Genomic DNA, 26,993 nt, shown 5'->3' with positions numbered 1-26,993 from the left:
AAGCCTCATCGCGCCGCCCGTCCCAGGGTCGAGGACGCCGCGCGGCTGTCCGAGCCCCGGACGGTGAGGAGGAGCAGCGCGACGCCGCAGACAATGGCCGCATCGGCGAGGTTGAAGGTCGGCCAGTGCGCCGCCCCCCAATGAAGATCGATAAAATCGGTGACCGCGCCAAAGCGTAGCCGGTCGACGAGGTTCCCGATCGCTCCACCGGCGATGAGGCCTGCGGCGGCCGCCGTCACGGCGCTGCGCGTGCGCCAGATCCACGCCAGCAGGGCGCCGATGATCAGGGAGGCCACGGCGCTCAGCGCCCAGCGGCCGACGGCGCCTGAGCCGGCGAACAGGCCGAAGGTGACGCCGGGGTTGAACCCGAGACGCAGCGCGAGAAACGGCGTGAGGTTGATCGGAGCGTCCAGCTGAGCGCGCGCCGCGGCCTTGGCGGCCTGATCCACGACGGCGATCAGCGCCGCGAGCGCGAAGGCGATCGTCTGCAGGCGGCCGGGAACGCGTCGCGTCGGGTGCATGGTGATCATGAAGCCTCCAATGGATTTCAACTGATTTTGGGCCCTCTAGTTACTAGAGGATCAAGCTGGTTTTATCTGACAGGCGTTTCTTTCATGGAAGCCATGCATTCTCGGCATGATCGTCTAGCCATTGGGAGATGCATGCTTCTCGCGAAAGGGTAATCCGATGACTGAACCCCCTCTCGTCCTGTGCACTTCCTCGCCCGGCTGCAGTTGCGGCGTGGCCTCCAGGTTCGACAGCGCCACCCCGCCTACCGGCGCATCATGATCGCGGTGATCGCCGTCAACTGCGCCGCCTTTATGGCCATAGCCAGCGGCGTGTCCCTGCAAGGCTCGGCGCCCCCTGGGCGCCAATGTGCTCAACTTCCTGGCCGACGCGCCACCTACGGCATCAGCCTGGCCGTGATCGGACGTTCGGTCGCCGTGCAGTCCGGGGCGGCCAATGGCCAAGGCGCCAGCCTCGTTGCGTTGGTGCTGTTATTCCTCAGCTACGCGATCTCGCGAGCCACCTCCGGGGCGCCGTCCCGTGGCATCACCGGACTGGGCCCTCTGGGCTTCTTCGCCAACGCCCTGGCCGGCTTACTGCTGGTAAGCCACTGCGCAGGCGACGCCAACGTCCGCTCGCTCTGGCTATGCGCGCGCAACGACCTTACCCAGAGCCTGGCGTCGCGGCGACCGGCGGAGCGGTCTGGCTGACCGGTTCACGATGGCCCGACCTGATAGCGGGAGCGCTACTCAGGTGAAGATTGCGCATTCTGCAATCTCGATCCACCTGCAGACGCAGCGAAAGAATCGGACGCGATCAGCGTGCGCTCGCTTAAAGATCGCTCGACGTTGCTGAATAGGTCGAGATGGCCGACGACGCGCCACTCTCGGCCTTGCATGTCGACTTTCCCTCTCCCTCACCGCGGATTGGTGGTCACTCGAAACAGTCGCAGCCCCCGAACACTGTAACAGATTGCTTGATCGCCCGAATGAAAGTATCCACCACGCGATGGCGTGGCCAATTGCGACATGGGCAAGACTGATACTGGCGGTGACCCTGGTCTCCGCCGTGTTTTTCGTCGCCCCGATCGCTGACGCCGCGACCTGCGTCCCGGAGACGGCATCGGCTCACGCCATGGTCGTTGAAGATGCGGGCGATGGCGACCAGGTCGACCTTGGCGCTGGGCACGGAGTCTGCACCCACGGCCACTGCCACCACAACGGAACTGCCCGTGCGGATGTCGCCGACCACATCGCGATGCAGATCCACGCGCGGCCTGTTCACGCCTTCCCCTCGAGTGATTTTCCGTCGTCGATCTCTCCCGACGGCCTGAAGCGCCCTCCCAGAGTCTGACCGGACGTCTGCGCCGCCGTGCGCGCGAACTCGTGTCAAATTTCTGGAAGATGAATCATGCCTCCCTCATATCGCAGGCCGCCGCGTTTCGCGGTCGGCTGCGCGTTGGCCGCATTCGCGGCCGTGCTGGCCAGTCCCGCTTGGGCTGACCCCGCGCCGTCCTTCGCCGAGCTGCTCGCCCAGCTGGGTCAAACCCCGGCCACCCTTGAAGCCGGCGCCCTGTCGGACGCCGCCGAAGCACGTGTCCGCCAGGCCCGTGCGAGGCCTAATCCGACGATCGCTCTCGACGCCGAGAACGCTTTCGGCACGGGGCCCTTCTCGGGCTACGCCAATGCCGAAACCACCTTGTCGATCAGCCAGGACCTCGAGCTGTGGGGACGTCGGACCGCGCGGGTCAATGTCGCCCGCGCGGAAGCCGGAACCGCGGCGCTGCAGCGGGATCTCGCCATCATCGACGCCGCCGGAAGGCTCGCTCAGGTCTATGCCGATGCGGAAGCCGCCCAAAGGCGGGCTGCTCTCGCGGAGGAAAGCCTCACCCTGACCATCGCCGATGCGAGGGCCGCCCTTGTTCTTGTCGAGGAAGGCCGTGAGCCGCTGCTGCGCGGCATCCAGGGGGAAAGCGAAGCGGCTGCGGCGCGTGCCTCTCGCGATGAAGCCGTCGCGGAGCGCGACGCGGCCTTCGCGCGGCTGACCGCAGTCGCCATGCTGGCGGCTCCGGTCACGACGATCGACACCAGCCTGCTGGACCTCGCACCTGCCGCGACCTTCGCTCCCCCGGCGGAGGCGCCGGCCGTTCGCGTCGCCGAGGCTCAGCGCGCGGCCGCCGAACGCAGGATCGATGTGGAGCGGATCCGCTCGCGCCCGGACATCAACGCCAGCGTTGGTGTCCGTCGCTACGAGATGGAAGACGCGACGGCGCTGACTTTCGGCGTCAGCATGCCGCTGCCCCTGTTCGACCGCAACCGCGGGAACATCGACGCGGCGCAGGCCGACTTCCGGGCTGCGGATGCGCGGCTCCTGGGCGCCCGCCAGGAGGCCCAGGCCGATCGCGCCGCAGCGCGGGCGCGCCTCGCCGCCTCCGTGAGCCGGGTCTCCGCCGCCGATGCAGGGGTGGCGTCTGCCGAGGAGGCCTACCGTCTGTCGCGGATCGGATCCGAAGCGGGGCGCATCTCTCAACTCGAGCTGCGGGTCACCCGTGCAGCCCTGATCTCTGCCCGAACTTCGGCCGTCGATGCGCGCCTTGCACGCGTCCAGGCCGAGATTGAACTTGCGCGCCAGGACGGCCGCGCCCCCTTCCAAGGAGCCCAATGATGCGCAAGCGCACATCCAACAAGACGTTGCTGATCGGCGGCGCCGCCGCCGTCGTTCTGCTTGGCGGAGGCGGGCTGTTCCTGCTCACGCGCGGGCCGGACGCCGCTCCAGCCGCCGCCGAGGGTGAGGCGGGTCACGCTGAAGAAGAGGGCGCTCATGCCGAGGGCGAAGCCGGCCACGAAGGCGAGGCCGAAGCGCCGGAAGGCTTCGTCGCTCTGAGCGCGGCCCAGGCCCAGGCCGCCAACCTGATCGTGGTCGGCGTCGGTCGGGGAGGGGGCGCCGAAACCCGGCTCTCCGGGCGGGTCGAGCCCATGGTCGACGCGCGCGCCGCTGTGGCGGCGTCCGTCGGCGGGCGGGTCGAGCGGGTTCTCGTAGCTCCGGGCCAGTCGGTCCGGATCGGTCAGCCCCTGGCGAGCGTCGTCAGCGGTGAAGCGGCGACGTTCCGCGCGGACGCAGACGCGGCGGCCGCCGAAACTGAAGTGGCGCGCCAGGCTTATCAACGCAACCGCAATCTGGCGGACCAGGGCGTTGTCGCCCGACAGGAGGTCGAGGCGTCCCGCGCGCAACTGCTCAGCGCCGAAGCCGGCGCCCGCGCGGCTCGCGCGCGGTCCAGCGCGGCGGGCTCGCCCAACGCTTCGGGCCGCCTCAGCGTCACCAGCCCCATCACCGGAGTCGTGACCAGCGTCCAGGTCGGACCGGGCGGCTTCGTCGCCCCTGGCGGCGTTGTCGCCGAGGTCACCAACCCGGCCAGGGTTGAGCTCGTCTTCAACGCGCCGCCTGCTTTGGCCGCCAATGTAAGGGCCGGGGCGCCTCTGCGGGTCAGCAGCCCCAGCGGCGACTTCGACGCCATCGTCACCGGCGTTGCCGCAGGCGCGGGCGGCGAAAGCGGCGCCACGGTCATTCGGGCCCGGCCGACGGGCTCTGTCCTCCCGCCGGCCGGTTCCGCCGTCACGGGGGCGATCGTGACGGGCGAGACGACCGGCGGTCTCACCGTGCCGACCGAGTCCGTCCAGACCGTCGACGGCAACACCGTCGTCTTCGTTCAGGTCCCGAACGGCTTCCAGGCCCGTCCGGTGCTCGCCGGTCGTCAGGCCGGGGGGCGGACTGAAATCCTGCGTGGCCTCACCGGGGCTGAACGGGTCGCCGGCACGAACGCCTTCCTCCTCAAAGCCGAGCTCGCCAAGGGCGAGGCCGAGCACGGTCACTAGGGGCGCACCGCATGTTCAAATTCATCATCGAACTCTCGGTCAAATTCCGATGGTTCGTGGTTCTCGCCACGGCGCTTGTCGCGGCCTACGGACTCCTCGAGCTGACACGGCTTCCCATCGACGCCGTGCCGGATATCACCAATCGCCAGGTCCAGGTGACCACGGTCGCTCCGGCGCTCGCGCCTGAACAGATCGAACGACAGGTCACCTACCCGATTGAAACCGCCATGGCCGGCATTCCCGGCCTGACCACGACCCGATCCCTCAGCCGAAACGGCTTCAGCCAGGTCACGGTCATCTTTACCGACCAGACCGACATCTATTTCGCGCGCCAGCAGGTCGCCGAACGGCTCGCGGGCGCCCGGGAGGCCATGCCTGACGGGGTGGAGCCGACCATGGCCCCGATCACCACGGGCCTCGGTGAAGTGCTGATGTGGACGATCGACTACAAGCCATTCAACAGTCAGAACCTCGCCAAGCCTGGCGAGCCGGGCTGGCAGGCGGGCGGAGCCTATCTGACGCCCGAAGGCGATCTGCTTTCGACCCCGCAGCAGCGCGCCACCTATCTGCGCACCGTGCAGGACTGGATCGTCGCGCCGCAAATGCGGACCGCCCCCGGTCTCGCCGGCGTCGACACCGTCGGCGGCTATGTGAAGGAGTATGCGGTCCGTCCGGACGCGGCGCGCCTTTCCGCCTACGGCCTGGGCATGGGCGACCTTATCCAGGCCCTCGATCGCGCCAACACTCAGGCCGGCGCAGGCTATATCCAACGCGCTGGCGAAGCTCTGACGGTCCGCACCGACGCCTTGGCCTCCACCGTGGAAGATCTGGCTCAGGCGCCGGTCGTCAACCGGAACGGCCTGATCGTGCGGGTCGCCGATGTCGCCACGGTCGAGATCGGCCAGGCTCCGCGCCTGGGCGGCGCCAGCCGTGACGGCCACGAGGCCGTGCTCGGAACGGCGCTGATGATCGCGGGCGGCAACAGCCGCACCGTGGCCCAGGCGGCCGGGGAGCGACTCGATGAGGTTCGCAAGACTCTGCCCGCAGGGATCGAGGCGGTGACGGTCCTTGACCGTAGCGCCCTGGTCAACTCGACCATCTCGACCGTGGCCCGCAACCTCACCGAGGGCGCCCTTCTGGTCATCGTCGTGCTGTTCCTGCTGCTCGGAAACATTCGTGCGGCCAGCATCACGGCCTTGATGATCCCGATCAGCTTCCTGTTCGCCGTCATCGGCATGAATAGGTTTGGCATCAGTGGAAACCTGATGAGCTTGGGCGCGCTGGACTTCGGCCTTCTGGTCGATGGGGCGGTCATCGTCGTCGAAAGCACCCTGCTGATGCTATCGCAGCGGCGGATCGATCTGGGACGGGCCCTGACCCGTCGGGAACGCCTCGATGTCGCCGTGGCCGCAGCTCGCAAGATGGTCAAGCCGGCCGCCTTCGGTCAGCTGATTATCCTGCTGGTCTTCACGCCCCTGCTGATGCTTGAGGGGGTGGAGGGCAAGACCTTCGTCCCCATGGGGGCGACGGTGATGCTGGCCTTGGTCGGGGCCTTCATCTTCTCCTTCACCTTCGTTCCGGCCATGACGGCCCTGCTGGTGCGGGATCCCAAGAAGGTCGAGACCGACGAACACGGCCACGCCCACGAACACGAAACCTTCCTGCTCCGCCACGCGCGGCGTTGGATCCAGCCGGCCATCCGCGCCGCCGTCGATCGTCCGAAGATCGTCCTGATCTCGGCGCTCGGCGCGGTCGTCGTCGGTGGTCTGGCCTTTTCGTCCCTCGGGCGGGAGTTCATCCCTACCCTGGACGAAGGCGACATCGCCATGCAGGCGCTGCGTGTTCCCTCGGCGTCGCTGGAACAGTCGCTCGCCATGCAGATGGCGTTGGAACGGGTCATCACCGCCCAGCCGGAAGTCGAGACCATGTTCTCCAGGACCGGCACCGCCGAGGCGGCCGTCGACCCGATGCCGCCCAACATTTCGGACAGCGTCATCGTTCTGAAGGACCGCAAGGACTGGCCGGATTCAGGTCTCGAGAAGGAAGCCTTGCTCGAGCGGTTCGAAGAGCTCGCCAACCAACAGATCGGGAATAATTTCGAGTTCAGCCAACCCATCGAGCTCCGCTTCAACGAACTCATTTCCGGGGTCCGGACCGACCTCGCGGTCATGGTCTACGGCGATGACTTCGACACCATGCAGCGGGTCGCTGATGAGGTGGCCGGCGTACTGCGGCAGACCACCGGCTCCGCCGACGTTCGCGTCGAACAAGCGTCGGGCTTGCCGACGCTCACGGTCAGCGTCGATCGGTTCGCGGCGGCCAGCTACGGCCTGTCCGCAGCCGACGTTTCTGAAGCGGTCTCGGCCGCCATCGGCGGCGCGGAGGCCGGCCGGATTTTCGAGGGCGACCGTCGCTTCGACGTCGTCGTCCGTCTTCCGGACGATGCGCGCAACGATCCGGCGGCGCTCGCGGCCCTGCCGATCGTCTCTTCGACAGGCGTAACCGTGCCGCTGTCTTCGGTAGCCCGTATCCAAAGCGCCGAGGGGCCGAACCAGATCAGCCGCAACGACGGTAGCCGACGGATGGTGGTCCAGGCCAACGTTCGCGGCCGGGATCTGGGCGGCTTCGTCACCGACGCACAAACCAAGGTGGACCAAATCCAGCTCCCGCCGGGCGTCCGCCTGACCTGGGGCGGTCAGTTCGAGAACCTCAAACGGGCCGAACAACGGCTGGGCCTGGTTATTCCGATCGTCTTCGTCCTGATCGGTGTGCTGCTGTTTATGGCTCTGGGGTCGTTCTCCGAGGCTGGGCTGGTCTTCGCCTGCGTGCCCTTGGCCTTGATCGGCGGCGCCTTGGCGCTTCTCATGCGAGGGATGCCGTTCTCGGTGTCTGCGGCCGTTGGCTTCATCGCCGTCTCGGGTGTGGCGACCCTGAACGGACTTGTTTTGATGCAGGCCATTCGCGAGCGATTGCAGGCGGGGCTCGCGCCCCGGGACGCGGCGATCGAAGGGGCGTCCAGCCGATTGCGTGCGGTGTTGACGACAGCCTTGGTCGCCATTGTCGGCTTCATCCCGATGGCGCTCGCCCACGGCGCGGGGGCCGAGGTTCAGAAGCCTCTGGCGACGGTCGTCATCGGCGGCCTTCTGACCGCGACGGCCCTGACCCTGCTGGTCCTGCCGACCTTCGCGGCCAAGGCGGTGCGTCATCGCAAGGACGAGGGGGTTGAGGATTGATTGCTCGCACTCAGGATGACCGTCAGCAGCGACGCACGTTGCTGACGGTTCTCGCGCTCAACGCGGGCCTGGCATTAGCGCTCGGGATCGGCGGCTTGTCCGCCGATTCCAGCGCTCTGCTGGCCAATGCAGTGGACAACGCCTCGGACGCTGCTGTCTATCTGATCAGCTTTCTCGCGATCGGTCGGCCTGGTTCGTGGAAGCGGGGGGCGGCGCGCCTCTCGGGCGTCATGCTCCTTATCTTCGGCGCTGGCGTCCTTCTGGACGCGGGTCGTCGATTCCTCATCGGGACCGAACCGATCGGCCCGACCATGATGGGACTCTCGGTCGTCGCAGCGATCATCAACCTGATCTGCCTGCAGTTGATCCGCCGTCAGCACAGCGGCGACGTCAACATGAAGGCTGCCGAGACGTTCAGCTTTAACGACTTCGCCTCCAACGGGGGAATCCTCGTCGCCGGGGCCCTGGTGCTCTGGCTCGGCCAGGCGTGGCCGGACCTCGTCGTCGGCGTCCTCGTGGCCGCCATCGCGTTGAAGGGCGGCGTGGATATCCTGCGCGATGCGGCTAAGGATCGTCCGGCTGAGGGGGAGGGGCAATGATGCCGCTCGAGCCCTCCGACAGCGTCTCCAAGCCCGCAAGCCCCGCTTTGTCCGGCTCCTCGCCCCCTGATGACGCCTGTCGATCAGCGGTCGATATCCAATCCGTTCAACGATGGCGCAAGGCGGGCATTCTCGTCGGGGGCCTGCTTCTTGTCGTCTGCGCGGCGCTCGTCACATCCTGGCCCTTGCTCGAACATCCTGTCGAGCATCTGGGCCTGATCGCCATCATGGTTTGCATCATCGGTCGGGCTTGGTGTTCCCTTTACATCGGTGGCCGCAAGAAACAGGAGATCATATCCGCAGGACCGTATTCGGTCAGCCGCAATCCGCTGTACGTCTTCAGCTTCATCGGCGCGTTTGGCATCGGCGCCCAGTCCGGCAGCCTTAGCGTCGGTTTGGTCTTCGGATTAGCCTGCTGGGTGGTGTTTCGCATCGTGGTCGGCCGCGAAGAACGCTTCCTCTCCGACGCCTTTGGACACGACTACCAAGCTTACCGTGAGCGCACCCCTCGGTTCCTGCCCAAGCTCTCCCTATGGCGCGACGAGGCGGAAATCATGATCCGGCCGGTATTCTTCGTCCGCACGGTGCGCGACGGCTTCGTCTTTCTCCTAGCGCTTCCGCTTTTCGAAGCGATTGAGCAGCTCCAGCGGCTCGGGGGCTTTAATGCCGTCGTGCCCGTGCCCTGAGGTCGGGAGAACCGGGATGACCACCTGCGAGCGGATCGCGCTGGAACCCGCTGGCCCGGCGCGCCTTCGCCCGTGTCGCTATCCCGCCCCCTCGATCGCGGCGGTCGCCGCAAGCAGCCGCGATTCCCAACCCGCAACGGGACCCTATTTATGACCAGCACAACACTGCCGGACCATCTCCACACCAAGTCCGAGGAGCACGATCACGGTGGCGTTCTAGGCTCCAATACGGAGCTGATCTTCGCCCTGACAAGTGGCCTTGCTCTGGGCCTTGGATTCGCCCTCGAGAAACTCGCAACGGGCCTTCCCGCTTGGATTCCCCTCGCCCTCTTCCTGATCGCCTACATCTTCGGCGGCTTTTTTACGGTGCGAGAAGCGTTCGAGAACCTCCGCCAGAAGCGCTTCGAGATCGATACCTTGATGCTCGTCGCAGCCGCAGGTGCGGCGGCGCTCGGGGCCTGGGCCGAAGGCGCTCTCCTGCTGTTTCTGTTCAGCATCGGCCACGCGCTCGAACACTACGCCATGGGCCGCGCCAAACGCGCGATCGAGGCCCTGGCCGAGCTTGCCCCCCGGACAGCCCATGTGCGACGCGACGGGCAGGTCGTCGAATTGCCTGTCGAAGATTTGGTCGTCGGCGACACCGTGGTGGTGCGTCCAAACGAACGACTGCCCGCTGATGGCTTTGTCGTGGTCGGCACCACAAGCATCAACCAAGCCCCCGTGACCGGCGAAAGCATGCCTGTCGACAAGCAGCCCGTCGCGGACCCCGAGGCGGCGCGGGCGAGACCGGCCCAGGTCGGATCGCCGTCTCTCGTCTTCGCGGGCACCATCAATGGCTCAGGCGCCATCGAGATTGAGACGACCCGCACATCGAGCGACACCACCCTGGCCAAGGTGGTTCGGATGGTGAGTGAGGCCGAGACGCAGAAGTCGCCGACCCAGCGCTTCACGGACAGGTTCGAAAGCATCTTCGTGCCTGTGGTGCTGGCGCTCGCCTTTGTCCTGCTGTTCGCCTGGGTCGTCGTCGATGAGCCGTTCCGCGACAGCTTCTATCGCGCCATGGCCGTGCTGGTCGCCGCGAGTCCTTGCGCGCTCGCCATCGCCACCCCGAGCGCCGTCCTCTCGGGCGTCGCCCGTGCGGCGCGCGCCGGTGTCCTGATCAAGGGCGGCGCGCCGTTGGAGAACCTCGGCTCGCTCAACGCCATCGCCTTCGACAAGACCGGCACCCTGACCGAGGGACGGCCGCGGATCACCGACGTCATGACGGTGCGCGGGACGAAGGAGGGCGATCTTCTGGCGGTCGCTGTGGCGGTCGAACGGCTCAGCGACCACCCGTTGGCGGAGGCCATCGCGCGCGACGGTGGCGCACGCTTGCGCGATACGATCATCCCGGCCGCGATCGACCTCAAGAGCCTGACGGGCAAGGGCGTGACCGCCCAGCTGCACGGCGAGACGATCTGGATAGGGAAGCCGGAGATGTTCGGCGTCGACGGCGTAGCGCCGCTCGGCGACGAAACAACCTCTGTCGTCGCTCAATTGCGACTGCAGGGTCGAACCCTGATGGTGGTGCGACGCGGCACGCGCGATCTCGGTGTCATTGGGCTTCTTGATACGCCTCGCCCAGCGGCGCGGCCGACGCTGACCGCTCTTCGCGCCCTCGGCATCGGGCGAATGATCATGATCTCGGGCGATCACCAGAAGGCCGCACAGGCGATCGCCGGACAGGTCGGCCTGACAGAGGCTTGGGGCGACCTCATGCCCGAGGACAAGGTTGACGCCATCAAACGCCTTCGCGCTGACGGCAAGATCGCCATGGTCGGCGACGGGGTGAACGACGCCCCGGCCATGGCCACGGCGACCGTCGGTATCGCGATGGGCGCGGCTGGCTCCGATGTTGCGCTTGAGACCGCCGACGTCGCCCTGATGTCGGACGACCTGTCGCAGCTGCCCTTCACCGTCGGTCTCAGCCGACAGACGCGGCGCATCATTCTCCAGAATCTCTACGTCAGTCTCGGAATCGTCGCCTTCCTTGTGCCGGCGACGATCCTCGGCCTTGGCATCGGCCCTGCCGTGGCGCTCCACGAGGGGTCGACCCTGCTGGTGGTGTTCAACGCTCTGCGCCTGCTCGGCTACCACGACCGAACGGCGCCCATCCTTCCCAGTGCAATCCCGGCCGCCCCCGTGGCCCCGCCGGCTCTCTCGAGGACATCGTCATGAAGCGTTTCGGATGGATTTCCGTCATCGCCGTCTTTCTCGCCCTGTCGGCCTTCGCCTTCGGGATGATCTCGCGGCAAACCCGCGAGGTCCCTGCGGCGCCGTCGGCGGCTGACTCTCGCCCGAGCGACACCGAGGCAAGCCACGCTGGCGAGACCACGGACAGCCCATCGACTCGCGCCTATCGCGAGGCCAGCGCGAAGATGCACCAGGCCATGAGCATCAACTACACGGGCGACGCCGACATCGACTTCCTGCGCGGAATGATCGCCCACCACGAGGGTGCGCTCGCAATGGCCAAGGTCGCCGTCGAGCATGGCGAAGCCCGCGACGTGCGCAGTCTGGCCGATGAGATCATCGCGGCCCAGGAATTCGAAATTGTCCGGATGAGAATCCTTCTTGCGCGCCATGAGGACACGCCCGCGCCCAACGCAAGGCCCTGACGCATGGCCGGCAAACGCTTCACCGTGCGCGGCCGGAGCATTCGTTGGCGGGAAGGCCGCTATCGCCAACGAGGTAGGCGGCGGCTCCAGGCGCGCCCGCTGAAGCCACGGCCCGTGCTCGATACGCTCGTCGCCATCGGGGTCAGCCTGTTCGCAGGAGGCCTGGTCTTCTGCATGGCCCTTCTGCTGCTGGGCGCACACAAGGTGCCGCTGCATTTTGGGTACGGGGCCATTCTGGGCGGCGTGATCGGCTGCTCGTTTGTGTTTGGACCCCGCGATAGGCCAGGACTGATGGTCGTCGGAGGCTTGGTCGTCGTTTGGGTTTTGGGAACGGCCGTTCTCTACGCTTCGCGAGACCAGATCGTCCTGCGTCCACATGAGCACCGCAGCGCCGCCGCCAAGTCTGCGCCACGGAAGGCTGACTGAATGCCCGAAGCCGCGCTGACCGAGCCATCGCCTCGCCCCGTCCGGATCGCGCGCGGCGGCTGGCTGGACGCGCTGCGTTTTATCGTAGGGGCGCTGATCATCCTCTACCATTTCCGCGAGGCCGCGCCTGTGCCTCTCGGACAACTGCATCCAGTCTTCGAGCGCGGCTATCTGCTCACCGACTTCTTCATCATCGACTCCGGCTATGTCCTGGCCCGCATCTACGGTGATCGCCTCGCGTCCGGACAGGCCTCGCTGCGCGCCTATGCGCGCCAGCGCCTGCTGCGGGTCATTCCGGCCCACCTGGCGGTCAGCCTCGTTCTGGTGCTGCTCGTCGGCGGCGCCGCCCTGGCCGGGATCGCGCCCAGCAATCCGCGCTGGTTCGACTGGTCGCAACTGCCCGCGCAGGTGCTACTGGTCCAGGCCTATGGCGTGCCGGGCGGGCAGGGGTGGAACGCCCCGACCTGGACCCTCTCGGCCCTGATCGGCTGCTATCTCCTGCTGCCCTGGATCTGCCGCGCTCTGTGGCGCTGGCCGCCGGTCGCAGTGGTGATCGGCGCGACGCTCCTCGTCGTCGCCGCCGATATCGCCGCTTCGCTGTGGCTCGGCGATCCGATCTACCGCCTGCCGATGCGCTACGGCATCCTGCGCGCCCTGCCGCTCTTCCTGCTCGGGGTCGCGGCGGCCTTCTACGGTTCGCGGGTCTGTGTCGCGCCACACCGGGCCAGGGCGATCGGCCTCGCCGCCGCCTTCGCGCTCGTGGGGCTGCAGGCCTTCGGCGCCTTCAGCCTGCTGTCGCTGGGCCTGATGACCGTGATCATCTGGGCCGCCGGCGCCGTGCCGGTGCGCAGTCCTTCACGGATGATCGAGCATTTGGCCCTTATGTCTTTCTCGATGTTCCTCACCAATGAGGTGAGCCGCATCGTCTGGTTCGGCTTGCTCGACGCCTTGGGACAGGAGGCCTGGTCGTCCGACGTTCGCTGGGTCCTGTGGGCCATCGGCTTGGTCGGGGCGTTCGTGGCCGCCGCCGTGTTTCGCTACGGCTTCGACCGACCGGTCCAGACCTGGCTTAGTCCGTCCCGACGACCGGGGTCGACCCGAAGGTCGGCCGCCGCCACGGAACGGGCCGTGGAATTGGGCGGCCCCGGCGTCGCCGCGCCCGGGCGCCCGGGGCAGGCCGCCATCGACCCGCCCCGGGCTTGATCAGGGGCGCGGCTCAGTGCTTGTGGGCCCGGACCCCGCGGCCACCTCCGGCCCTGTCTGGGGGGCCAGATCCCGGGCCGCGCCGGGGCGCTGCGGGCGGCAGGCCGGACACAGACCCTGGCCTTCGAGCGTGATCCGTTCGATCTCGTAGCCCGCCGCTGTCGCGGCCGCGCCCAGCGACGCCATGCCGGACGAAGGGATCTGGCGACAGAAGCCGCAACAGTCGCACAGAAGAAAAACCGCAGGCGAACCGAGGCGTTCGGGATCGCAGGCCACATAGGCCTTGAGGCTGGAAAGACGATGGATCAGACCGTGAGTTTCGAGGAACTGCAGCGCCCGATAGACCGTAGCCGGCTTCGCGACGCGAGCATCCTGGTGATACGTCGCCACGAGATCATAGGCCTTGGCCGGAGCGCCCGCGACGAGCAGGAGCTCCAGCACCCTGCGCCGGGGGCGCGTCAGCTTATCCCCGGTGGCGGCGACGCTGGCGGCGGCAGCGTCCAGGGCGCGTTCCACCTGTGCGGCCGTTGGCGGCGCGGTCTCACGGTCGTGCGGACAAGGCGAGGTCATCGAGGGGCTGGGCCCGCCTCCAGGGTTCGTCGGACGGCGCTCTCCACTCCAAGGGAACGGCGGGCTCATTTTTTAGCTTGCACCTACAGTCGCTGGAGGAGGTAGCCTTGCCCTATAGAGATCACAAGGAACAGACATGACGGCGCAACCCCTCGAAAGCCGATACCGGGTCACCGGGATGGATTGCGCCAGCTGCGGCCGCAAGATCGACACGGCGATCCGCAGGCTGCCGGGCGTCGAGGACGTCTCGGTGGCGGTGCAGACCGGCGTGCTCAAGATCCGGCATGGCGGAGACCTCGCCGACGAGGCGGTCCTGCAGCAACTGCGCAACCTCGGCTACAGCGGAGAAGCGGCCGCGCCGACGTCCGGAGCCGTCGCTGCGGCGGCGGGCCCACCTCCGGCGGCCGCCCGGGCCGGGGGCGCCCCGTGGTGGTGGACCGGCAAGGCCCGCCTCACCGCGCTCTGCGGCCTGGCGCTGTTGTCCGCCTATGGACTGGGCACGCTGTTCCCCTCCCTCGAACGATACGCCTTCCTCGCCGCCCTGGCCGTGGGGCTGATTCCGATCGCGTCGCGCGCCTTTTCGGCGGCGCGCCACGGCACGCCCTTCTCCATCGAAATGCTGATGACCATCGCCGCCGTCGGCGCCGTCTTCATCGGGGCCGCGGAAGAGGCCGCCGCCGTCGTCCTGTTGTTCCTGGTCGGCGAGATGCTCGAAGGGGTGGCGGCCGGACGCGCGCGCAAGAGCATCCAGGGGCTCGCCGCCCTCGTGCCCAAGACCGCCTTCGTCGAGGCGGACGGGGTGACCACGGAGGTCGCCGCCGAGACCGTGGCGGTGGGCGCGATCATCCTGGTCCGGCCCGGAGACCGCGTTCCGGCGGACGGCGAGATCATCGAGGGCGCGGGAGACCTCGACGAGGCCCCGGTGACGGGCGAGAGCGTGCCCAGGCGCAAGGTCGTGGGCGATCCTGTGTTCGCCGGCACGATTAACGGCGGCAGCGTCCTGCGGGTGCGCGTGACGGCCTCGGCCTCGGACAACACCATCGCCCGGGTGGTGCGTCTCGTCGAGGAGGCGCAGGAATCGAAATCGCCGACCGAACGCTTCATCGACCGCTTCTCGAAAATCTACACGCCGGGCGTGCTCGTGTTCGCCGCCCTCGTCGCGGTCACGCCGCCGCTGCTGTTCGGCGGGACGTGGAGCGAATGGGTCTACAAGGGCCTCGCCGTGCTGCTGATCGGCTGCCCCTGCGCCCTCGTCATCTCCACGCCGGCCGCCATCGCCGCCGGCCTGTCGGCGGGGGCCCGGCGCGGCCTGCTCATGAAGGGCGGGGCCGTGCTGGAGACGCTGGGCAAGATCACGGCGATCGCCTTCGACAAGACGGGGACCCTGACCGCCGGCAAGCCCGTCGTCACCGACGTCGTCGCCGGAACGCGGGATGCCTCCGCCCTGCTGACCCTAGCGGCCGCGCTGGAAACGGGATCGAGCCATCCGCTCGCCCTCGCCATCCTCGCCCGAGCTGAGGCGGACAAGATCACGGCGCCGCCGGCCTCGGCCACCCAGGCCATTCCGGGGGAGGGCGTGGAAGGCGAGGTCGGCGGCGAACGCATATTCCTCGGCTCGCCGCAGGCCGCGGCCCGACGCGCCCCGATCACGCCGGCCCAGGACGCGGCCATCGCCGCCCTGAACGCCGAGGGCAAGACGGTTTCCGTCCTTGTCGTCGGGGATGGCGTCGCCGGGTTCCTCGCCATGCGCGACGAGGCGCGGCCCGACGCAGTCCAGGGTCTGGCCGACCTGAAGGCGCGGGGCATCCGGACCATCATGCTGACGGGCGACAACCGCCGCACGGCGGAGGCGGTCGCCGCCGGCCTGGGCATCGAGCCCCGGGCCGAACTGCTGCCGCAGGACAAGCTAGTCATCGTCAAGGCGCTGCAGGCCGAGGGGCTGGTGGTCGCCAAGGTCGGGGACGGCATCAACGACGCCCCGGCCCTGGCCCAGGCGGATGTCGGCATCGCCATGGGCGGCGGCACCGACGTGGCCCTGGAGACGGCGGACGCCGCCGTCCTGCACGGCCGGGTCAGGGACATTCCCGACATGATCGCCTTGTCCCGCGGAGTGATGGGCAATATCCGGCAGAACATCACCATCGCCTTAGGCTTGAAGGCGGTGTTCCTGGTCACCACCGTGATCGGGGTGACGGGCCTGTGGCCCGCCATCCTCGCTGACACCGGAGCCACGGTCCTGGTCACCGCCAACGCCATGCGCCTGCTGCGCTGGACGCCGCGTCGTCAACCGTCGTGACTGCCGGCGGTGCGCCTTCTCAGGCCCCGTTGTGGCGACCGAACACGCGGGTCGAACCGTCGTTGAGGATCAGGACGGTCGCATAGGGTTCGCGCCCGGCGGCCTCCATGCCCGGCGAGCCCGCCGGCATGCCGGGCGCGCTTAGTGCGCGGGCGGCGGGGCGTTCGCCGAGCAGCCGCTCGACATCGCTCGACGGAACATGGCCCTCGATGGCGTAGGCGCCGACCACCGCTGTGTGGCACGAGGCGAGGCGGTCCGGAATGCCATGCCGGGCCCGGATCGGGGCGAGATCCTCGCGCTCGACGACCTCGACGATCCAGCCCGCCTGGCGCATGTGGGCGATCCAGCCGCCGCAGCAGCCGCACCATGGCGTCTTGTAGGCGATCATCCGTTTCGGGGGCGCGGCGAGGGCCGGGCCGGGCACGGCGACCAGGGGCAGGCCGAACACGAGGGTCCGGCGGGACAAGCGCGGGCGAGTTTGAACCAAAGTGAGCGCTCCTTGGGAGTCCAAATCCCACCATGGCGGGCGCGGGCCGGTTTGGCGACGGGCGCAGTTGTCGCGCCCTGACCTGACGTCGCCCAGGCGTGGAGCGCCGGCTAAGCCCGCCCATATCGCAGCGGAACCTCTGGTAGAAGGCCCGCACCCGCCCGGGCAGGACACAGCCCCCTGCTCGGCCGGCGCGGCCAAGCGAATCCGTTCGCCTGAGGCGCCCGGGGTCTCGCAACCATGCCTTCGCTGACGTATCGCGACCGTACGAGGCCGGTCACGCAAGCGCTGATCCCCGCGGAATGGTCATGGGCGACGGGATTGAGGAGCCGGCGGAAGCCGGAGGCGAAGCGTCCGCTGCGGCGAACGTGGCGTCGAGAGCTAGCCCGCAGACGCTTGCGGGGCCCCGAAGGCGCCAAAAACTGCATGTGAGCGGCAACGGCCTCCGCCCGGCCGTATAAGGCGCAACACGGCGCGCGCGACCAACAGGCTGACTTTTCGCGCGGGCCCGCTCGCGAAGACGAGCCTTCGGCCCTCGAGGGCAGCGAGGACGAGGCCGGCCCGGCGCGCCCGGGCCGACGCATTACGTCCCTGGCTCAAGACCAGCGCCTCTCTGTTCCGGAGCCCGCCGACCCCACAATCTCGGTTGCGTCGCCGATTGTAGATGAACTCTCGCGGGCAAGTGCGGAGATCCAAATCGCAAGCGGTTCAGTGATCCGTGGTCGAATGCATGTGAGCTTGAGGTCGCCGGCCGGCCCCTGATGTCTGGTCCACCGCATTTCCACATGATCTCGGCTCGGCGAAGTACGGGTTTGACGAGGTCGGGAGGCGTCGCCGTTCGGAACATCTTCCCGGCGCCGGGGTTGGATCCAGATCACCCGAGAGAGCCTCCGATGCAAATCCAACCAATGATCAGCACCCACCCCGACGTACGCGGCAGCGTGAACGACAGCCTCATTCGCGCGATCGAAGCGGGCTACGGCTGCGCCGCCGTATGCCGCATCTGCGCTGACGCCTGCCTGGCCGAGGAGATGGTCAGGGACCTGACCCAGTGCATCCGGCTCGATCTCGACTGCGCCGATGTCTGTCTGGCTACGGCCGGGCTCGCCGTGCGGCGCGCCGGCAGCAACGAGGCCTTGATAAAGCGCATGCTCGAGACCTGCGCCGAGGCTTGCGCCGACTGCGCCATCGAGTGCGAGAAGCACGCCGAGATGCACGAGCATTGCCGTATCTGCGCCGAAGAATGCCGGCGTTGCGAAGATGCTTGCCGCGAGGCGGCCGCGTCGATCAGGCCTTCACGGCACTGAGGCTGACCGCTGTCATCGGCACAGGGTCGTATCTTCGACGCTAGCTCGAGCCCAGCTCATCAATCACCGGGCACCTAACCCGTCCGCCTTCACTGCAGTCGGCCACAGCCTGCCTCAGCACTTTCCGTAGCCTCTGCAGATCCTCGATCTTGGCGTCCACGCTGGCGATGTGGTCTTGGGCCATGTCGCGGACTTCGCAGCACGCCTGAACGCCCGGCTCGCTCAGCGCGATCAGGCGCCGAATGGCGTCGATGCCGAAGCCCAGTTCGCGCGACCGGCGGATGAAGCGCAGACGCTGGGCGTGTTCCGGCTCATAGCTGCGGTGGCCGCCCTCGGTCCGGGCCGGCGCGGGCATCAGCCCGATACGTTCGTAGTAGCGCACCGTTTCCAGGTTCACCCCGGCGCTGTCAGCGAGGCGCCCGATCGTCAAACTTCGTGCGGACATGGCTCTTGATCCCGTAGCGGCTACGGGTTGTAGCCTGTAGCAGAAATCGAACGGGAGGTCCCATGGCCATCGATTACGACCGGCCCCGCATGCCCGAGGTCGCCGTCAGCGCCTCGGCCGCCCTCGGCGGTGTCGCCTCGGTGTTCGCCTGGGCCGCGTGCTATGTGTTGCCTCTGGCTCTGTCCGTGGCGGGCGTATCCTTCGCCGGCGCCGCGGTCATCGCGGGTGCGCGGAACTGGCTGACGCTTCTGGCCGCCGTCATCCTGGCCGCGGGCTGGCTGCTGCATTGGCGTCGCCTGCGGATGTGTCGGAAAGACGGGGCCTGCCGCCACCCTTCGCGGCTCGCCTTCTGGCTGCTGGTGATCGCCAGTCTGCTGATCGTCCTGTCCATGGCCTGGCAGCCGTACATCGAGCCGTGGGCCATGACGCGACTGGCGGCCATGCGATGACCCGGGCCATCGTTCTAGACTCGACGCTGACCTGCCCGGATTGCGGTCATGTCGCGACGGAGACCATGCCCACCGACGCCTGCATCTGGTTTTACGATTGTCTCGGCTGCGGCGTGAAGCTGAAGCCCCTACCCGGCGACTGCTGCGTGTTCTGCTCCTATGCCGACGTGCCGTGTCCGCCGATCCAGGTAGATGGCAAGGGGTGTTGCAGCTAGGCTACGGCGGCATTGCTGCATTCCCGGAGTTCGCCGTGACCGACCACGCCACGCCCAACCTACCGTCGCGGGATTTCGAAGTTACGTCCCAGTTCTACACTCGACTGGGCTTCGAACAGGACTGGCGCGACAAAGGCTGGATGATCCTGAAAAGGGGCGGTTTGACGCTGGAGTTCTTCCCGCATCCGGACGTGGATCCGCTGACCAGCAACTTCAGCTGCTGCCTGCGGCTGGACGACCTGGACGGGTTTTACGCAGAGTGCGTCGTTTCAGGATTGCCGAAAACCTGCTGGGGCCACCCTCGCCTGCACGCGCCGAAGCTTGAGGAGTCGGGACTGCGGATCGGCGCGCTCATCGACCCGGACGGAAACTTGATCCGCCTTATCCAGAACTGAGGCGTCCGGCGGCTCCCCCACGGGAAACCGCCGGAAACCATCGATGCGACGATCAGTTGTGGTCGGCGTGGCCCTGAGGCGCGGGCGTATCCGACGGCGCCGGGGCGGGCGGCGTCGGCTCGGGCGGGGCGGGCTCGGTCTTCATCTCGTCGCAGCAGCTCATGGCGGCGTCCGCGGCCATGTCCTTGCAGCACTCGCAACCTTCGGCGGCGAGGGCCGCGCCGGCGCTCAGGGTTAGGATCGCGCCGGCGGCGGCCAGCAGGTTGGAACTTTCATCGTCGTTCTCCTAGTGAACCATAAAGCTGACCGAGCCGGACATCTTGTGGCCGTCCGGGCCCTCGGCGGTCCAGGCGGCAGTGTAGGTTCCTGGGGCCAGACGCGGAAGAGCCACGCCGACGGTCGCGGCGGCGGGCGCTGCGGGGACACTCACTTCGACCGGGGCCTGACCTTCGGCGGTGAGCGTGACCGTCTTGAGGACCATCGTATGCGGGAAGGTGACGCTGAAGCGTTCCGGCGAGCCCTGGGTCATCGCCCCGTTCGCGGGAGCCGTCGTGACTCCCGACTGGGTCGCGGCGGCCTGCGCCGGCATGCTGTGGCCGGCGTGCGGATCCTGGGCGGAGGCGGCGCCGGCGAAAGCCAGGGCCGCCGTGAGGGTGAGAATGCGGATCAAGGGGTGGTCTCCTTCGGTTAGAACCAGGCCTTGAGGCCGACGATGAACCGGATGTCCTCGGCCTCGCCGCCGCGGGCTTCGATGTAGCCGGCTGTGTCTCCGAGCGCGCGGCTCCACTCGACGCCGACATAGGGGGCGAACTCCTTGCGGAACTCGTAGCGCAGTCGCAGGCCCGCCTCGACCGAGGACACGCCCGAGCCAATCTCCAGTTCCGGAATGTCGCTGGCCGAAGCGTCGATTTCGAGGCGGGGCTGAAGGATCAGGCGCTGGGTGATGCGCAGGTCGTATTCGGCCTCGACGCGGGCGGTCAGGTCGCCGTCGGTCGACAGGAAGGCGGCGGCGTCGACTTCCCACCAATGGGGCGCCAGGCCCTGCAGGCCGAGGACCAGATGCGTCGTATCTTCGCCGTCGGGCCGGAAGTCCTGTCGCACGCCGGCCTGGAGGTCCCAGAAGGGCGTCACGGCGCGGCTGTAGAGAGCCTGGACTTCGGCGTCCTCGAGCGCGCCGTTGAAATCGCCTTCGCCCTCGGATTTCCACCAGAAGCGGTTGATGTCGCCGCCCGTCCAGCCCTGGACGTCCCAGAGGTAGGTCTCGCCGCCGTCGCCGAAGCCGGCTTCGAGGCGATCGAGAATGACGGCCGTGGTGCGGACGTCGCCGTTTTCGTGAATCAGGGTCCGGCGAGAGGCGGCCATGGCCTCGGCGCCGAAGACGAGATCGGCAGCGTGGACAGGGCCGGCCAGGGCGGCGGGCGGGAGCGGGTCCTCCGGAGGACGGCCGGGGTTGTCGGCGCTGGTCGCCACATTGGGCGGCCCCATGCTCATGGTCGACATGTCATGCCCGGCGTGAGGGTCGGTCTGCGCGGGTGACATGGCCGACATGTCGTGGCCCGCGTGTGGATCAGCCTGGCCGGGCGTCGCCGCCGGCATCTGGTGTCCCGCCTGCGGGTCTACGGGCGCGGGCTGCGCCGGCATCCGGTGGCCTGCATGCGGATCCGCGGCGGGCGGCGTCTGCGCGGGCGGCATGACGTGACCGGCGTGCGGATCCTGCGCCGGTCGGGCCGGCGCCGCGGTCGCCGGCATAGTGTGGCCCGTGTGAGTGTCCTGGGCCTGGGCGCTGAAGGCGCTGACGGCGAGCACCAGCGGGGCGAGGGCGACGGCGAGGCGGCTCATGACGCGGCTCCGTCCATGGGCCGCACCGTCACAACATTGAACATGCCGGCGTGCATGTGCATCAGCATGTGGCAGTGGAAGGCCCAGTCGCCGGGCGCGTCGGCGGTCAGATCGAAGGTCACCTTGCCGCCGGGCGCGACGTTGACCGTATGCTTGAGGGGCTGGTGACCGGTGGGTCCGCCGGTCACCAGTTCAAAGAAATGACCATGCAGATGGATCGGGTGGGCCATCATGGTGTCGTTGACCAGGGTCACCCGCACCCGCTCGTTGCGCTCGAAGCGGATCGGTTCGACCAGTTCGCTGAACTTTCGGCCGTCGAAGCCCCACATGAACCGCTCCATGTTGCCTGTCAGGTGGATCTCCATCGTCCGAGACGGGGGGCGCGGGTCCTTGTTCGGCTGGAGCGACACCAGGTCGGTGTAGACGAGGACGCGATGATCGACTGTAGTGAGACCGATCGGACGCTCACCCAGACGGTTGGCGGGATCCATGGCGATCGCATCGACGCCGACGCCCACCGCCATGTCGGGCGGAGCGTTCTCGGGATCGCGCATGTTCATGCCCGACATGGACATCCCGGCCATCTCGCCGGCCGCGGGCGCGTTCTGGGCCGGAGCCGCGTGGTCCATGCCGGCCATCGCGCCATGATCCATACCGGACATGTCGGCCATCGCGCCGTGATCCATTCCGCCCATGCCCATGTCGCGCATGGTGAGGTTCGGGACCTCTCGCAGGGGAGGGACCTCGGCGGTCATGCCCAGGCGCGGCGCCAGGGTCGCCCGGCCCATGCCGGACCGGTCGATGGCTTCGGAGACGATGGTGTAGGCGCGGTCCTCGGTCGGCTGGACGATGACGTCGTAGGTCTCGGCGACCGAAATCTGGAACTCGTCCGTCTCGACCGGGCGCACGTTCTCGCCGTCGGCCTGCACCACGGTCATCGGCAAGCCCGGGATGCGAACGTTGAAGATGGACATGGCCGACGCGTTGATGATGCGCAGCCGCACCCGCTCGCCGGGCCGGAACAGGCCGGTCCAGTTCTCCTGCGGTCCATGGCCGTTGATCAGATAGGTGTAGGTCGACCCGCTGACGTCGAGGATGTCGCGCGGGTCCATCCGCATCTGGCCCCACATGCGCCGTTCCTCCAGGCTCATGCGGTCGCTGCCGTCCATGAGCCCCGCCAGCGTGGTGCGCTGCTGGTTGAAGTAACCCGGGCTCTTCTTCAGCTTGGCCAGGATTTCGTGCGGATGCATGAAACTCCAGTCCGACAGGACCAGCACATGCTCGCGGTCGTAGGCGACCGGATCGGCGCCCGCCGGGTCGATCACGATTGGGCCGTAGTGACCCATCGCCTCCTGTAGGCCAGAGTGACTGTGATACCAGAAGGTGCCCGACTGCTTGATCGGGAACTCGTAGACGAAGGTCTCACGGGCCTTGATGCCGGGGAAGCTGATGCCAGGAACACCATCCATCTGGAACGGGACGAGCAGGCCGTGCCAGTGGATTGAGGTGTCCTCGTCCAGCGTATTGGTCACCGCTAGCCGGACGTTCTGGCCTTCTCTAAGGCGTAGCAGCGGCGCCGGCAGAACGCCGTTGATGGTCACCGCATGGCCGGTGCGGCCGCCCACGGTGAAGGGCGTGTGTCCGACGGTCAGGTCGATGTTCGGTCCCGTCAGCGTCGGAAGATCCGCCCGCAGTCCCGCCGATCCGGTTTGCGCCCAGGCGGGGAGCAGACCCTGCAGGCCCAGCAGCCCGCCGCCGGCGGCTGCGCCACGGAGAAGCGTTCGGCGATCGAGGCGGGGCGTGGACATAGGCGAGAAATTCCTTGGTCGGGCTATTCAGCCGTTCGTTCAGATACGCGGCCGGGCGGCGTATCCCTCGCGTCAGGATGCCGCAGACGTCGGGATTGCAGCTTGTGCATCTTCCCATCAGGGCAAGGTCAAGCGTTTCCGCCGGAAGCTTGGGCCAAAGCCGCCGTCAAGGTCTTGCGGGCGCGGGCGACGCGGGTCTCGACCGCCTTGGGCGTAATACCGAGGATCGAGGCGATCTCGGCGTGAGACCGTCCCTCGAGCGTGGCGAGCAGAAGCGGCCCCTTCAGGGCGTCGGGAAGGTCCCGCAAGGCGCGTTGCAGAGCTTCGGCCCTGCGCTGATCGTCCAGCCGTGTCTCGGGTGACGGCGCATCGTCGCCCACCGCCGCCGCCTCGGGCGCCTCCAGGCCCATGACGCCGCGCACAACCCGGCGGACCGCGCGCCGCCGGCCCCAGTCTCGACATTTGTTGAGGGCGATGGAGCGAAGCCAGACGTCGAACGGCCGCGCCGGATCATACCGCCGCAGGGCGAGCCAGGCGGACGCATAGCTTTCCTGAAGCACGTCATGCGCTTCGGACTCGTCGCCGACATAGCGGCGCACGAACCGGTAGAGATCGGCCTTTGTGGCGGCCATCAAGGCGGTGAAGGCGGCCCGGTCTCCGGTCGCCGCACGGGCCTCGATGCTCTGCTCAGCACACACGCGCGCCGCTTAGCCGGCGTCGTCGTGCAGGGCCTCGACGACCGCGGCGTCGAACACCTCGGCCTGCGCCGGGGTCAGGACGGATCGCATCTCGAACACATGGGTGATTGTCGCCTTCTGCAGATCGCCCATGGCGGCGTGGAAATGATCGACCGCGGCCTGGACCTGGGGCGTGTCGCCGTCACTGGCGGCGATGGCGGCCGCCAGTTCGCGATTGGCCGCGCGCACTTCCGCTTCGAGCGCCGGCCGCAGAGCGGCGAACCGGGCTTCGACCACGTCGAGCCGTCGATCCTGCTCAGGGCTCAGGTCGAGTTTCTCATGGACGACGCTGTGCAGGCTTGGCGGCTGCCGCTCCCGCATGACCCAGGTCGCGCTCGCCCAGGTCGCCGCGCCGCTGGCCAGCGCGGCCAGGATGGCCGTGATGACGATCGACTTCCAGGAGGCTCTCATCCCCGAACGTCCAGGCCGGAGAGAGGCGACAAGCCCGCCGAGACGGTGAAAATCCGCATCTCGGACGGCTCCGGCCGTGGAGCCATGAGCATCAGCCCTCCGTTCGCGACGCCGATCACCAGAGCGAGCGCAACGGCGGCGACCCGGACCTGACCCATGCGGGCGCGCTCCCTGCGTTCGCCGATCCGCACCCAGACCGCGTCTTCCATGCCGACCAGCCGGCCGGCGTCGCCCGGCCCGACCGCTGCGATCAGTTCATTCATGTCGTCAGTCATTGCGCACCTGCGTCACGCCCCATCTGCCATACGCGCCAGCCTTCCGGTCCCCTCACGAGGGGACGAGCCGTCGCCCGCGTAGATACCAGAGAACGACCGGGACGCGCCCTGTCGTCCGGGGAAAAGACGTGAGCGACAGATCAGGGCCCACGCGGGTTCCATTCCCCGACGTGCTCGATCAACTCACGGGCGTGAGGTTCTTTCTCGCCCTCGGCGTCGCGCTGTTTCACTTCCAGCTCTACTGGACGCTCCCGGCGGAGAGCGCGGGCTTGCTGAACCGCGCGCGCCTGGGCGTGGATGTCTTCTTCATCCTGTCGGGCTTCATCCTGACCCACGTCTACCTGCAGGGAGACCGGGCCCCGAACTACGGTCGATTCCTGGCGGCGCGCCTCGCCCGGATATATCCGGCTCACCTGTTCATCCTCCTGGCCATGCTTGGGCTGGTGCTGATCGCGCCTGTGTTCGGTGTCGGGCTGGAGCCTGGCCGGTTCAATCCCGTCGACTTCGCGGGCACCCTTCTGCTCGTCCAGGCGTGGTTCCCGCGAGAGAGCATGGCGCTCTGGAACGGACCGGCCTGGTCGCTGTCGGCGGAGTGGTTCGCCTATCTGGCCTTCCCCGCCTATGCCGCCCTCGCGCTCCGGCTGCGGGCCAGGCCGTGGGTCCTGATCGCCCTCGCCATGCTGTTGTTCGTTGCCCTTGACGCCTTCTACCGCGCCTGGTTCGGCCGGATGTTGCCTCGGGCTGAGGACAGCCTCGGGATCCTGCGCATCATTCCCGAATTCCTCTACGGCATTGGCCTCTACTATCTCGGTCAGCGCTGGACGCCTTCGCCGCGAATGTCCCTCATGGGCGCCCTGGTCGCCACGACCTTGCCGCTGGCGCTCATGCAGATCGGCGCCGACGACCGGGTCATCGTGGCGGCGGCCGGTCCCTTTATCCTGTCGCTCGCCCTGTTAGCCAAGGCTCCGGTCCGGACCATCCTGTCTCACCCCGTGCTTCTGTTCGCCGGCGAAGCCTCGTTCGCCCTTTATCTCGTCCACATCCCCATCCTGATGGTGTGGCGCAATGCGGCGCAGGCGTTCGCCGGCTGGGGTGCGGACTATCGAATGGGCCTGGTCGAACTGGCCGCCATGCTTGTGTTGACGCTCGCCGCCGCGGCGGCCATCCATGTCTTCGTCGAGCAGCCCGGCCGACGGTGGCTACGCAAACGAACGGCGCCGCAGGGCGCCGACCCCGTCGAAGCCAGACGATCCGTACACAGCGATCAGGGAGAACCCTTTTGAACCCCGCCAGCCTGAACCGCCGCCTGCTGCTCGGCGCGGCCGCCTTCATCGGCATCAGCGGAACCGCCTGCGCCCAGACGCGGCCGTCAAGAAGCCTCACGGTCTTCAAGACGCCGACCTGCGCCTGCTGCGATGCTTGGATCGCGCACATGTGCGAGGCGGGCTTCACCACAACCATCACCGTCCTTCCGAGCCTTGAATCGGTCCGGAGCAGCCGCGGCATGCCGGACGCGCTCGCTTCCTGTCATACCGGTCTGATCGATGGTTATCTGGTCGAGGGTCATGTGCCGGCCCCGGACGTCATCCGACTGCTGGCCGAGAGACCGGCGGCGGTGGGTGTCGCGGTCCCGGGCATGCCGCTCGGTTCGCCCGGCATGGAGACGCCGCAGGGGCACAAGGAGCCCTACGACACCCTGCTGGTGCTTCGCTCGGGCGCGACCCGCGTGTTCGCCCGCCACAACCCGCGGGCCTGACGCCGATCGCGCTCAGTCCGTTCAGATCACCCACAAACCGGAGTTCGCCATGTCCCGCACCTCTCTCGAACTCGTCCTGTCGCTCGCCGTGCTTTCGGCGACACCCGCCTTCGCCCAGGACCACGCCCACGGGCATGCCCGGGCCGCCGGCTCGGTCGCCGCGGAAGCTGCGGACGCGGCGGCGGCCGTCGATGCCTTTCACGTCGCTCTCAAGGCCGGCGACACGGCCGTCGCCCTGGCCCTGATGGCGCCGGATGTGATGATCTTCGAGGAGGGTGGCGCGGAGCGATCGCGCGACGAGTATGCGTCCCATCACCTGGGCTCGGACGCCGCCTTCGCCGCCGCCTCTGAAGCGACGGTGACGCGCAGATCGGGATGGGCCGATGGGGACATCGCCTGGATCGCCAGCGAAGGCCGCACCACGGGCCAATTCAACGGCCGTGCCGTGGACCGCCTGACGACCGAAACCATGGTCCTCAAACGCCATGCCGACGGCTGGCGCATCCACCACATTCACTGGTCGTCGCGCGCGCCCGGCTGACGCTCAGGCCCGCGCCAGCGGGTCGCCGGCCCTGCGACGTCGGTGAGGAACATCGAGAAGACGCCCGCCCTCGCGGGCGGGCGTCCCCGATCATACGATCAGCAGCAGGTGCAGGCTTCCGCGCAGGCTGCGATAGCGTCGCAGCAAGCGCATACGGCCTGCGCCACGGCGTCCGGCGCGGCCGCGAAGGCGGCTGAACCGGAAGCCAGCAGCACCAGGGCTGCGAGGGTGAGAGTGCGTTTCATGGTTTTGATCTCTGTTTGATTGAATGAGTTCGGT

Annotated in this window: 31 protein-coding genes; 18 read left to right on the top strand and 13 right to left on the bottom strand. The window is 68.0% G+C overall.

Going from position 1 to position 26,993, the window contains the following annotated elements; all coding sequences use genetic code 11:
• Positions 1-5 precede the first annotated feature (5 nt).
• A complete protein-coding gene (lspA, locus tag AC0L6G_RS06630; protein ID WP_008258720.1) occupies positions 6-530 on the bottom strand; it encodes a signal peptidase II in 525 nt (174 codons plus the stop codon).
• A gap of 180 nt (positions 531-710) precedes the next feature.
• Between lspA and AC0L6G_RS06625 the strand changes: the two genes are divergently transcribed.
• Positions 711-1,217 carry a hypothetical protein gene (locus AC0L6G_RS06625; protein ID WP_050771603.1) on the top strand — a complete coding sequence of 169 codons (507 nt, stop codon included), beginning with the start codon at positions 711-713 and terminating at the stop codon, positions 1,215-1,217.
• A gap of 223 nt (positions 1,218-1,440) precedes the next feature.
• Here the strand turns inward: AC0L6G_RS06625 and AC0L6G_RS06620 are convergent, their stop codons facing one another.
• Entirely contained in the window at positions 1,441-1,776 is a 336-nt protein-coding gene (locus tag AC0L6G_RS06620) for a hypothetical protein (protein ID WP_156796407.1), read from the bottom strand.
• A 189-nt stretch (positions 1,777-1,965) separates the two neighbouring features.
• Here AC0L6G_RS06620 and AC0L6G_RS06615 point away from each other — a divergent pair, with 189 nt between their 5' ends.
• From AC0L6G_RS06615 to AC0L6G_RS06575, 9 genes are all read left to right on the top strand, one after another.
• Positions 1,966-3,171, top strand: coding sequence for a TolC family protein (locus tag AC0L6G_RS06615; protein ID WP_244304272.1), 1,206 nt, complete (start codon positions 1,966-1,968; stop codon positions 3,169-3,171).
• Positions 3,171-4,379 carry an efflux RND transporter periplasmic adaptor subunit gene (locus AC0L6G_RS06610; protein WP_040349349.1) on the top strand — a complete coding sequence of 403 codons (1,209 nt, stop codon included), beginning with the start codon at positions 3,171-3,173 and terminating at the stop codon, positions 4,377-4,379. The genes AC0L6G_RS06615 and AC0L6G_RS06610 overlap by 1 nt, the downstream gene beginning before the upstream one ends.
• An 11-nt stretch (positions 4,380-4,390) precedes the next feature.
• The gene (locus AC0L6G_RS06605) at positions 4,391-7,612 is read left to right on the top strand and encodes an efflux RND transporter permease subunit (RefSeq protein ID WP_008263211.1); all 3,222 of its coding nucleotides are present in this window, start codon (positions 4,391-4,393) and stop codon (positions 7,610-7,612) included.
• Between the two features lie 38 nt (positions 7,613-7,650).
• On the top strand, positions 7,651-8,211 hold the full coding sequence (locus tag AC0L6G_RS06600; RefSeq protein ID WP_008261511.1) for a cation efflux transmembrane domain-containing protein: 561 nt from the start codon (positions 7,651-7,653) through the stop codon (positions 8,209-8,211).
• Entirely contained in the window at positions 8,208-8,897 is a 690-nt protein-coding gene (locus tag AC0L6G_RS06595) for a methyltransferase family protein (protein WP_008264189.1), read from the top strand. The genes AC0L6G_RS06600 and AC0L6G_RS06595 overlap by 4 nt, the downstream gene beginning before the upstream one ends.
• Positions 8,898-9,047: 150 nt before the next feature.
• Positions 9,048-11,114: a heavy metal translocating P-type ATPase gene (locus AC0L6G_RS06590; RefSeq protein WP_008263530.1), complete on the top strand. Its 2,067-nt coding sequence runs from the start codon at positions 9,048-9,050 to the stop codon at positions 11,112-11,114.
• The gene (copM, locus tag AC0L6G_RS06585; RefSeq protein WP_473253015.1) at positions 11,111-11,554 is read left to right on the top strand and encodes a CopM family metallochaperone; all 444 of its coding nucleotides are present in this window, start codon (positions 11,111-11,113) and stop codon (positions 11,552-11,554) included. The genes AC0L6G_RS06590 and copM overlap by 4 nt, the downstream gene beginning before the upstream one ends.
• Positions 11,555-11,557: 3 nt before the next feature.
• Positions 11,558-11,980 (top strand): hypothetical protein, encoded by a 423-nt coding sequence (locus AC0L6G_RS06580; protein ID WP_112863181.1) that lies wholly within the window; start codon positions 11,558-11,560, stop codon positions 11,978-11,980.
• Positions 11,981-13,183 carry an acyltransferase family protein gene (locus AC0L6G_RS06575; RefSeq protein WP_008261134.1) on the top strand — a complete coding sequence of 401 codons (1,203 nt, stop codon included), beginning with the start codon at positions 11,981-11,983 and terminating at the stop codon, positions 13,181-13,183.
• Here the strand turns inward: AC0L6G_RS06575 and AC0L6G_RS06570 are convergent, their stop codons facing one another.
• Complete coding sequence (locus AC0L6G_RS06570; protein WP_232216216.1) at positions 13,184-13,699, bottom strand: Fur family transcriptional regulator; 516 nt, start codon at positions 13,697-13,699, stop codon at positions 13,184-13,186. It abuts the gene before it with no gap.
• A 190-nt stretch (positions 13,700-13,889) separates the two neighbouring features.
• On the opposite strand from AC0L6G_RS06570, the gene AC0L6G_RS06565 reads away from it, so the two are divergent.
• Positions 13,890-16,049, top strand: a complete 2,160-nt coding sequence (locus tag AC0L6G_RS06565) for a heavy metal translocating P-type ATPase (protein WP_040349352.1) — start codon at positions 13,890-13,892, stop codon at positions 16,047-16,049.
• Positions 16,050-16,068: 19 nt separating this feature from the next.
• On the opposite strand, the gene AC0L6G_RS06560 is transcribed toward AC0L6G_RS06565, so the two are convergent.
• Complete coding sequence (locus tag AC0L6G_RS06560; RefSeq protein ID WP_008263799.1) at positions 16,069-16,497, bottom strand: DUF411 domain-containing protein; 429 nt, start codon at positions 16,495-16,497, stop codon at positions 16,069-16,071.
• Between the two features lie 947 nt (positions 16,498-17,444).
• Here AC0L6G_RS06560 and AC0L6G_RS06555 point away from each other — a divergent pair.
• Positions 17,445-17,843 carry a four-helix bundle copper-binding protein gene (locus AC0L6G_RS06555; protein ID WP_008261099.1) on the top strand — a complete coding sequence of 133 codons (399 nt, stop codon included), beginning with the start codon at positions 17,445-17,447 and terminating at the stop codon, positions 17,841-17,843.
• A gap of 40 nt (positions 17,844-17,883) precedes the next feature.
• On the opposite strand, the gene AC0L6G_RS06550 is transcribed toward AC0L6G_RS06555, so the two are convergent.
• Entirely contained in the window at positions 17,884-18,288 is a 405-nt protein-coding gene (locus tag AC0L6G_RS06550) for a MerR family transcriptional regulator (protein ID WP_040349355.1), read from the bottom strand.
• Between the two features lie 62 nt (positions 18,289-18,350).
• Here AC0L6G_RS06550 and AC0L6G_RS06545 point away from each other — a divergent pair, with 62 nt between their 5' ends.
• From AC0L6G_RS06545 to AC0L6G_RS06535, 3 genes are read left to right on the top strand one after another with little or no spacing between them, the layout of a single operon-like run.
• The gene (locus tag AC0L6G_RS06545; RefSeq protein ID WP_473253014.1) at positions 18,351-18,737 is read left to right on the top strand and encodes an MFS transporter permease; all 387 of its coding nucleotides are present in this window, start codon (positions 18,351-18,353) and stop codon (positions 18,735-18,737) included.
• On the top strand, positions 18,734-18,952 hold the full coding sequence (locus AC0L6G_RS06540) for a GDCCVxC domain-containing (seleno)protein (protein WP_083793340.1): 219 nt from the start codon (positions 18,734-18,736) through the stop codon (positions 18,950-18,952). Before AC0L6G_RS06545 ends, AC0L6G_RS06540 begins: the two co-directional genes overlap by 4 nt.
• Positions 18,953-18,987: 35 nt before the next feature.
• Complete coding sequence (locus AC0L6G_RS06535) at positions 18,988-19,347, top strand: bleomycin resistance protein (protein WP_040349972.1); 360 nt, start codon at positions 18,988-18,990, stop codon at positions 19,345-19,347.
• Positions 19,348-19,399: 52 nt separating this feature from the next.
• On the opposite strand, the gene AC0L6G_RS06530 is transcribed toward AC0L6G_RS06535, so the two are convergent.
• The 7 genes from AC0L6G_RS06530 to AC0L6G_RS06500 form a co-directional block, all read right to left on the bottom strand.
• A complete protein-coding gene (locus tag AC0L6G_RS06530) occupies positions 19,400-19,528 on the bottom strand; it encodes a hypothetical protein (RefSeq protein ID WP_473253013.1) in 129 nt (42 codons plus the stop codon).
• Positions 19,529-19,633: 105 nt separating this feature from the next.
• Positions 19,634-20,017: a copper resistance CopC family protein gene (locus AC0L6G_RS06525; protein ID WP_008261639.1), complete on the bottom strand. Its 384-nt coding sequence runs from the start codon at positions 20,015-20,017 to the stop codon at positions 19,634-19,636.
• 17 nt (positions 20,018-20,034) lie between these two features.
• Complete coding sequence (locus AC0L6G_RS06520; RefSeq protein ID WP_040349356.1) at positions 20,035-21,186, bottom strand: copper resistance protein B; 1,152 nt, start codon at positions 21,184-21,186, stop codon at positions 20,035-20,037.
• Positions 21,183-22,994 (bottom strand): copper resistance system multicopper oxidase, encoded by a 1,812-nt coding sequence (locus AC0L6G_RS06515; protein WP_008264371.1) that lies wholly within the window; start codon positions 22,992-22,994, stop codon positions 21,183-21,185. The genes AC0L6G_RS06520 and AC0L6G_RS06515 overlap by 4 nt, the downstream gene beginning before the upstream one ends.
• A gap of 128 nt (positions 22,995-23,122) precedes the next feature.
• A complete protein-coding gene (locus AC0L6G_RS06510) occupies positions 23,123-23,692 on the bottom strand; it encodes an RNA polymerase sigma factor (RefSeq protein WP_008260971.1) in 570 nt (189 codons plus the stop codon).
• A gap of 9 nt (positions 23,693-23,701) precedes the next feature.
• Positions 23,702-24,142, bottom strand: coding sequence for a Spy/CpxP family protein refolding chaperone (locus AC0L6G_RS06505; protein ID WP_008264166.1), 441 nt, complete (start codon positions 24,140-24,142; stop codon positions 23,702-23,704).
• The gene (locus AC0L6G_RS06500) at positions 24,139-24,417 is read right to left on the bottom strand and encodes a hypothetical protein (RefSeq protein ID WP_040349357.1); all 279 of its coding nucleotides are present in this window, start codon (positions 24,415-24,417) and stop codon (positions 24,139-24,141) included. The genes AC0L6G_RS06505 and AC0L6G_RS06500 overlap by 4 nt, the downstream gene beginning before the upstream one ends.
• A 128-nt stretch (positions 24,418-24,545) precedes the next feature.
• Between AC0L6G_RS06500 and AC0L6G_RS06495 the strand changes: the two genes are divergently transcribed.
• The 3 genes from AC0L6G_RS06495 to AC0L6G_RS06485 are packed head-to-tail and all read left to right on the top strand — an operon-like array spanning position 24,546 to position 26,714.
• Positions 24,546-25,700: an acyltransferase family protein gene (locus AC0L6G_RS06495; protein WP_473253012.1), complete on the top strand. Its 1,155-nt coding sequence runs from the start codon at positions 24,546-24,548 to the stop codon at positions 25,698-25,700.
• Complete coding sequence (locus AC0L6G_RS06490; RefSeq protein WP_008259918.1) at positions 25,697-26,173, top strand: DUF411 domain-containing protein; 477 nt, start codon at positions 25,697-25,699, stop codon at positions 26,171-26,173. Before AC0L6G_RS06495 ends, AC0L6G_RS06490 begins: the two co-directional genes overlap by 4 nt.
• Positions 26,174-26,222: 49 nt before the next feature.
• Positions 26,223-26,714 (top strand): YybH family protein, encoded by a 492-nt coding sequence (locus tag AC0L6G_RS06485; protein WP_008260359.1) that lies wholly within the window; start codon positions 26,223-26,225, stop codon positions 26,712-26,714.
• Positions 26,715-26,812: 98 nt separating this feature from the next.
• Here AC0L6G_RS06485 and AC0L6G_RS06480 read toward each other — a convergent pair whose 3' ends face one another.
• Complete coding sequence (locus AC0L6G_RS06480) at positions 26,813-26,959, bottom strand: hypothetical protein (RefSeq protein WP_164952583.1); 147 nt, start codon at positions 26,957-26,959, stop codon at positions 26,813-26,815.
• Positions 26,960-26,993 lie beyond the last annotated feature (34 nt).

Source organism: Brevundimonas sp. D3-1P (assembly GCF_055809335.1).
The sequence above is the reverse complement of the archived record's forward strand: the minus strand, read 5'-3'. Positions and strand labels throughout refer to the sequence as shown.

Bases quoted from the DNA above. Each gene is read 5' to 3' on its own strand.
- AC0L6G_RS06550 (WP_040349355.1), bottom strand. From the start codon at position 18,288: ATGTCCGCACGAAGTTTGACGATCGGGCGCCTCGCTGACAGCGCCGGG.
- AC0L6G_RS06590 (WP_008263530.1), top strand. From the start codon at position 9,048: ATGACCAGCACAACACTGCCGGACCATCTCCACACCAAGTCCGAGGAG.
- AC0L6G_RS06545 (WP_473253014.1), top strand. From the start codon at position 18,351: ATGGCCATCGATTACGACCGGCCCCGCATGCCCGAGGTCGCCGTCAGC.
- AC0L6G_RS06610 (WP_040349349.1), top strand. From the start codon at position 3,171: ATGCGCAAGCGCACATCCAACAAGACGTTGCTGATCGGCGGCGCCGCC.
- AC0L6G_RS06575 (WP_008261134.1), top strand. From the start codon at position 11,981: ATGCCCGAAGCCGCGCTGACCGAGCCATCGCCTCGCCCCGTCCGGATC.
- AC0L6G_RS06480 (WP_164952583.1), bottom strand. From the start codon at position 26,959: ATGAAACGCACTCTCACCCTCGCAGCCCTGGTGCTGCTGGCTTCCGGT.
- AC0L6G_RS06520 (WP_040349356.1), bottom strand. From the start codon at position 21,186: ATGAGCCGCCTCGCCGTCGCCCTCGCCCCGCTGGTGCTCGCCGTCAGC.
- AC0L6G_RS06485 (WP_008260359.1), top strand. From the start codon at position 26,223: ATGTCCCGCACCTCTCTCGAACTCGTCCTGTCGCTCGCCGTGCTTTCG.
- AC0L6G_RS06515 (WP_008264371.1), bottom strand. From the start codon at position 22,994: ATGTCCACGCCCCGCCTCGATCGCCGAACGCTTCTCCGTGGCGCAGCC.
- AC0L6G_RS06540 (WP_083793340.1), top strand. From the start codon at position 18,734: ATGACCCGGGCCATCGTTCTAGACTCGACGCTGACCTGCCCGGATTGC.
- AC0L6G_RS06580 (WP_112863181.1), top strand. From the start codon at position 11,558: ATGGCCGGCAAACGCTTCACCGTGCGCGGCCGGAGCATTCGTTGGCGG.
- AC0L6G_RS06530 (WP_473253013.1), bottom strand. From the start codon at position 19,528: ATGGCCGCGGACGCCGCCATGAGCTGCTGCGACGAGATGAAGACCGAG.
- AC0L6G_RS06500 (WP_040349357.1), bottom strand. From the start codon at position 24,417: ATGACTGACGACATGAATGAACTGATCGCAGCGGTCGGGCCGGGCGAC.
- lspA (WP_008258720.1), bottom strand. From the start codon at position 530: ATGATCACCATGCACCCGACGCGACGCGTTCCCGGCCGCCTGCAGACG.
- AC0L6G_RS06505 (WP_008264166.1), bottom strand. From the start codon at position 24,142: ATGAGAGCCTCCTGGAAGTCGATCGTCATCACGGCCATCCTGGCCGCG.
- AC0L6G_RS06555 (WP_008261099.1), top strand. From the start codon at position 17,445: ATGATCAGCACCCACCCCGACGTACGCGGCAGCGTGAACGACAGCCTC.
- AC0L6G_RS06565 (WP_040349352.1), top strand. From the start codon at position 13,890: ATGACGGCGCAACCCCTCGAAAGCCGATACCGGGTCACCGGGATGGAT.
- AC0L6G_RS06595 (WP_008264189.1), top strand. From the start codon at position 8,208: ATGATGCCGCTCGAGCCCTCCGACAGCGTCTCCAAGCCCGCAAGCCCC.
- copM (WP_473253015.1), top strand. From the start codon at position 11,111: ATGAAGCGTTTCGGATGGATTTCCGTCATCGCCGTCTTTCTCGCCCTG.
- AC0L6G_RS06605 (WP_008263211.1), top strand. From the start codon at position 4,391: ATGTTCAAATTCATCATCGAACTCTCGGTCAAATTCCGATGGTTCGTG.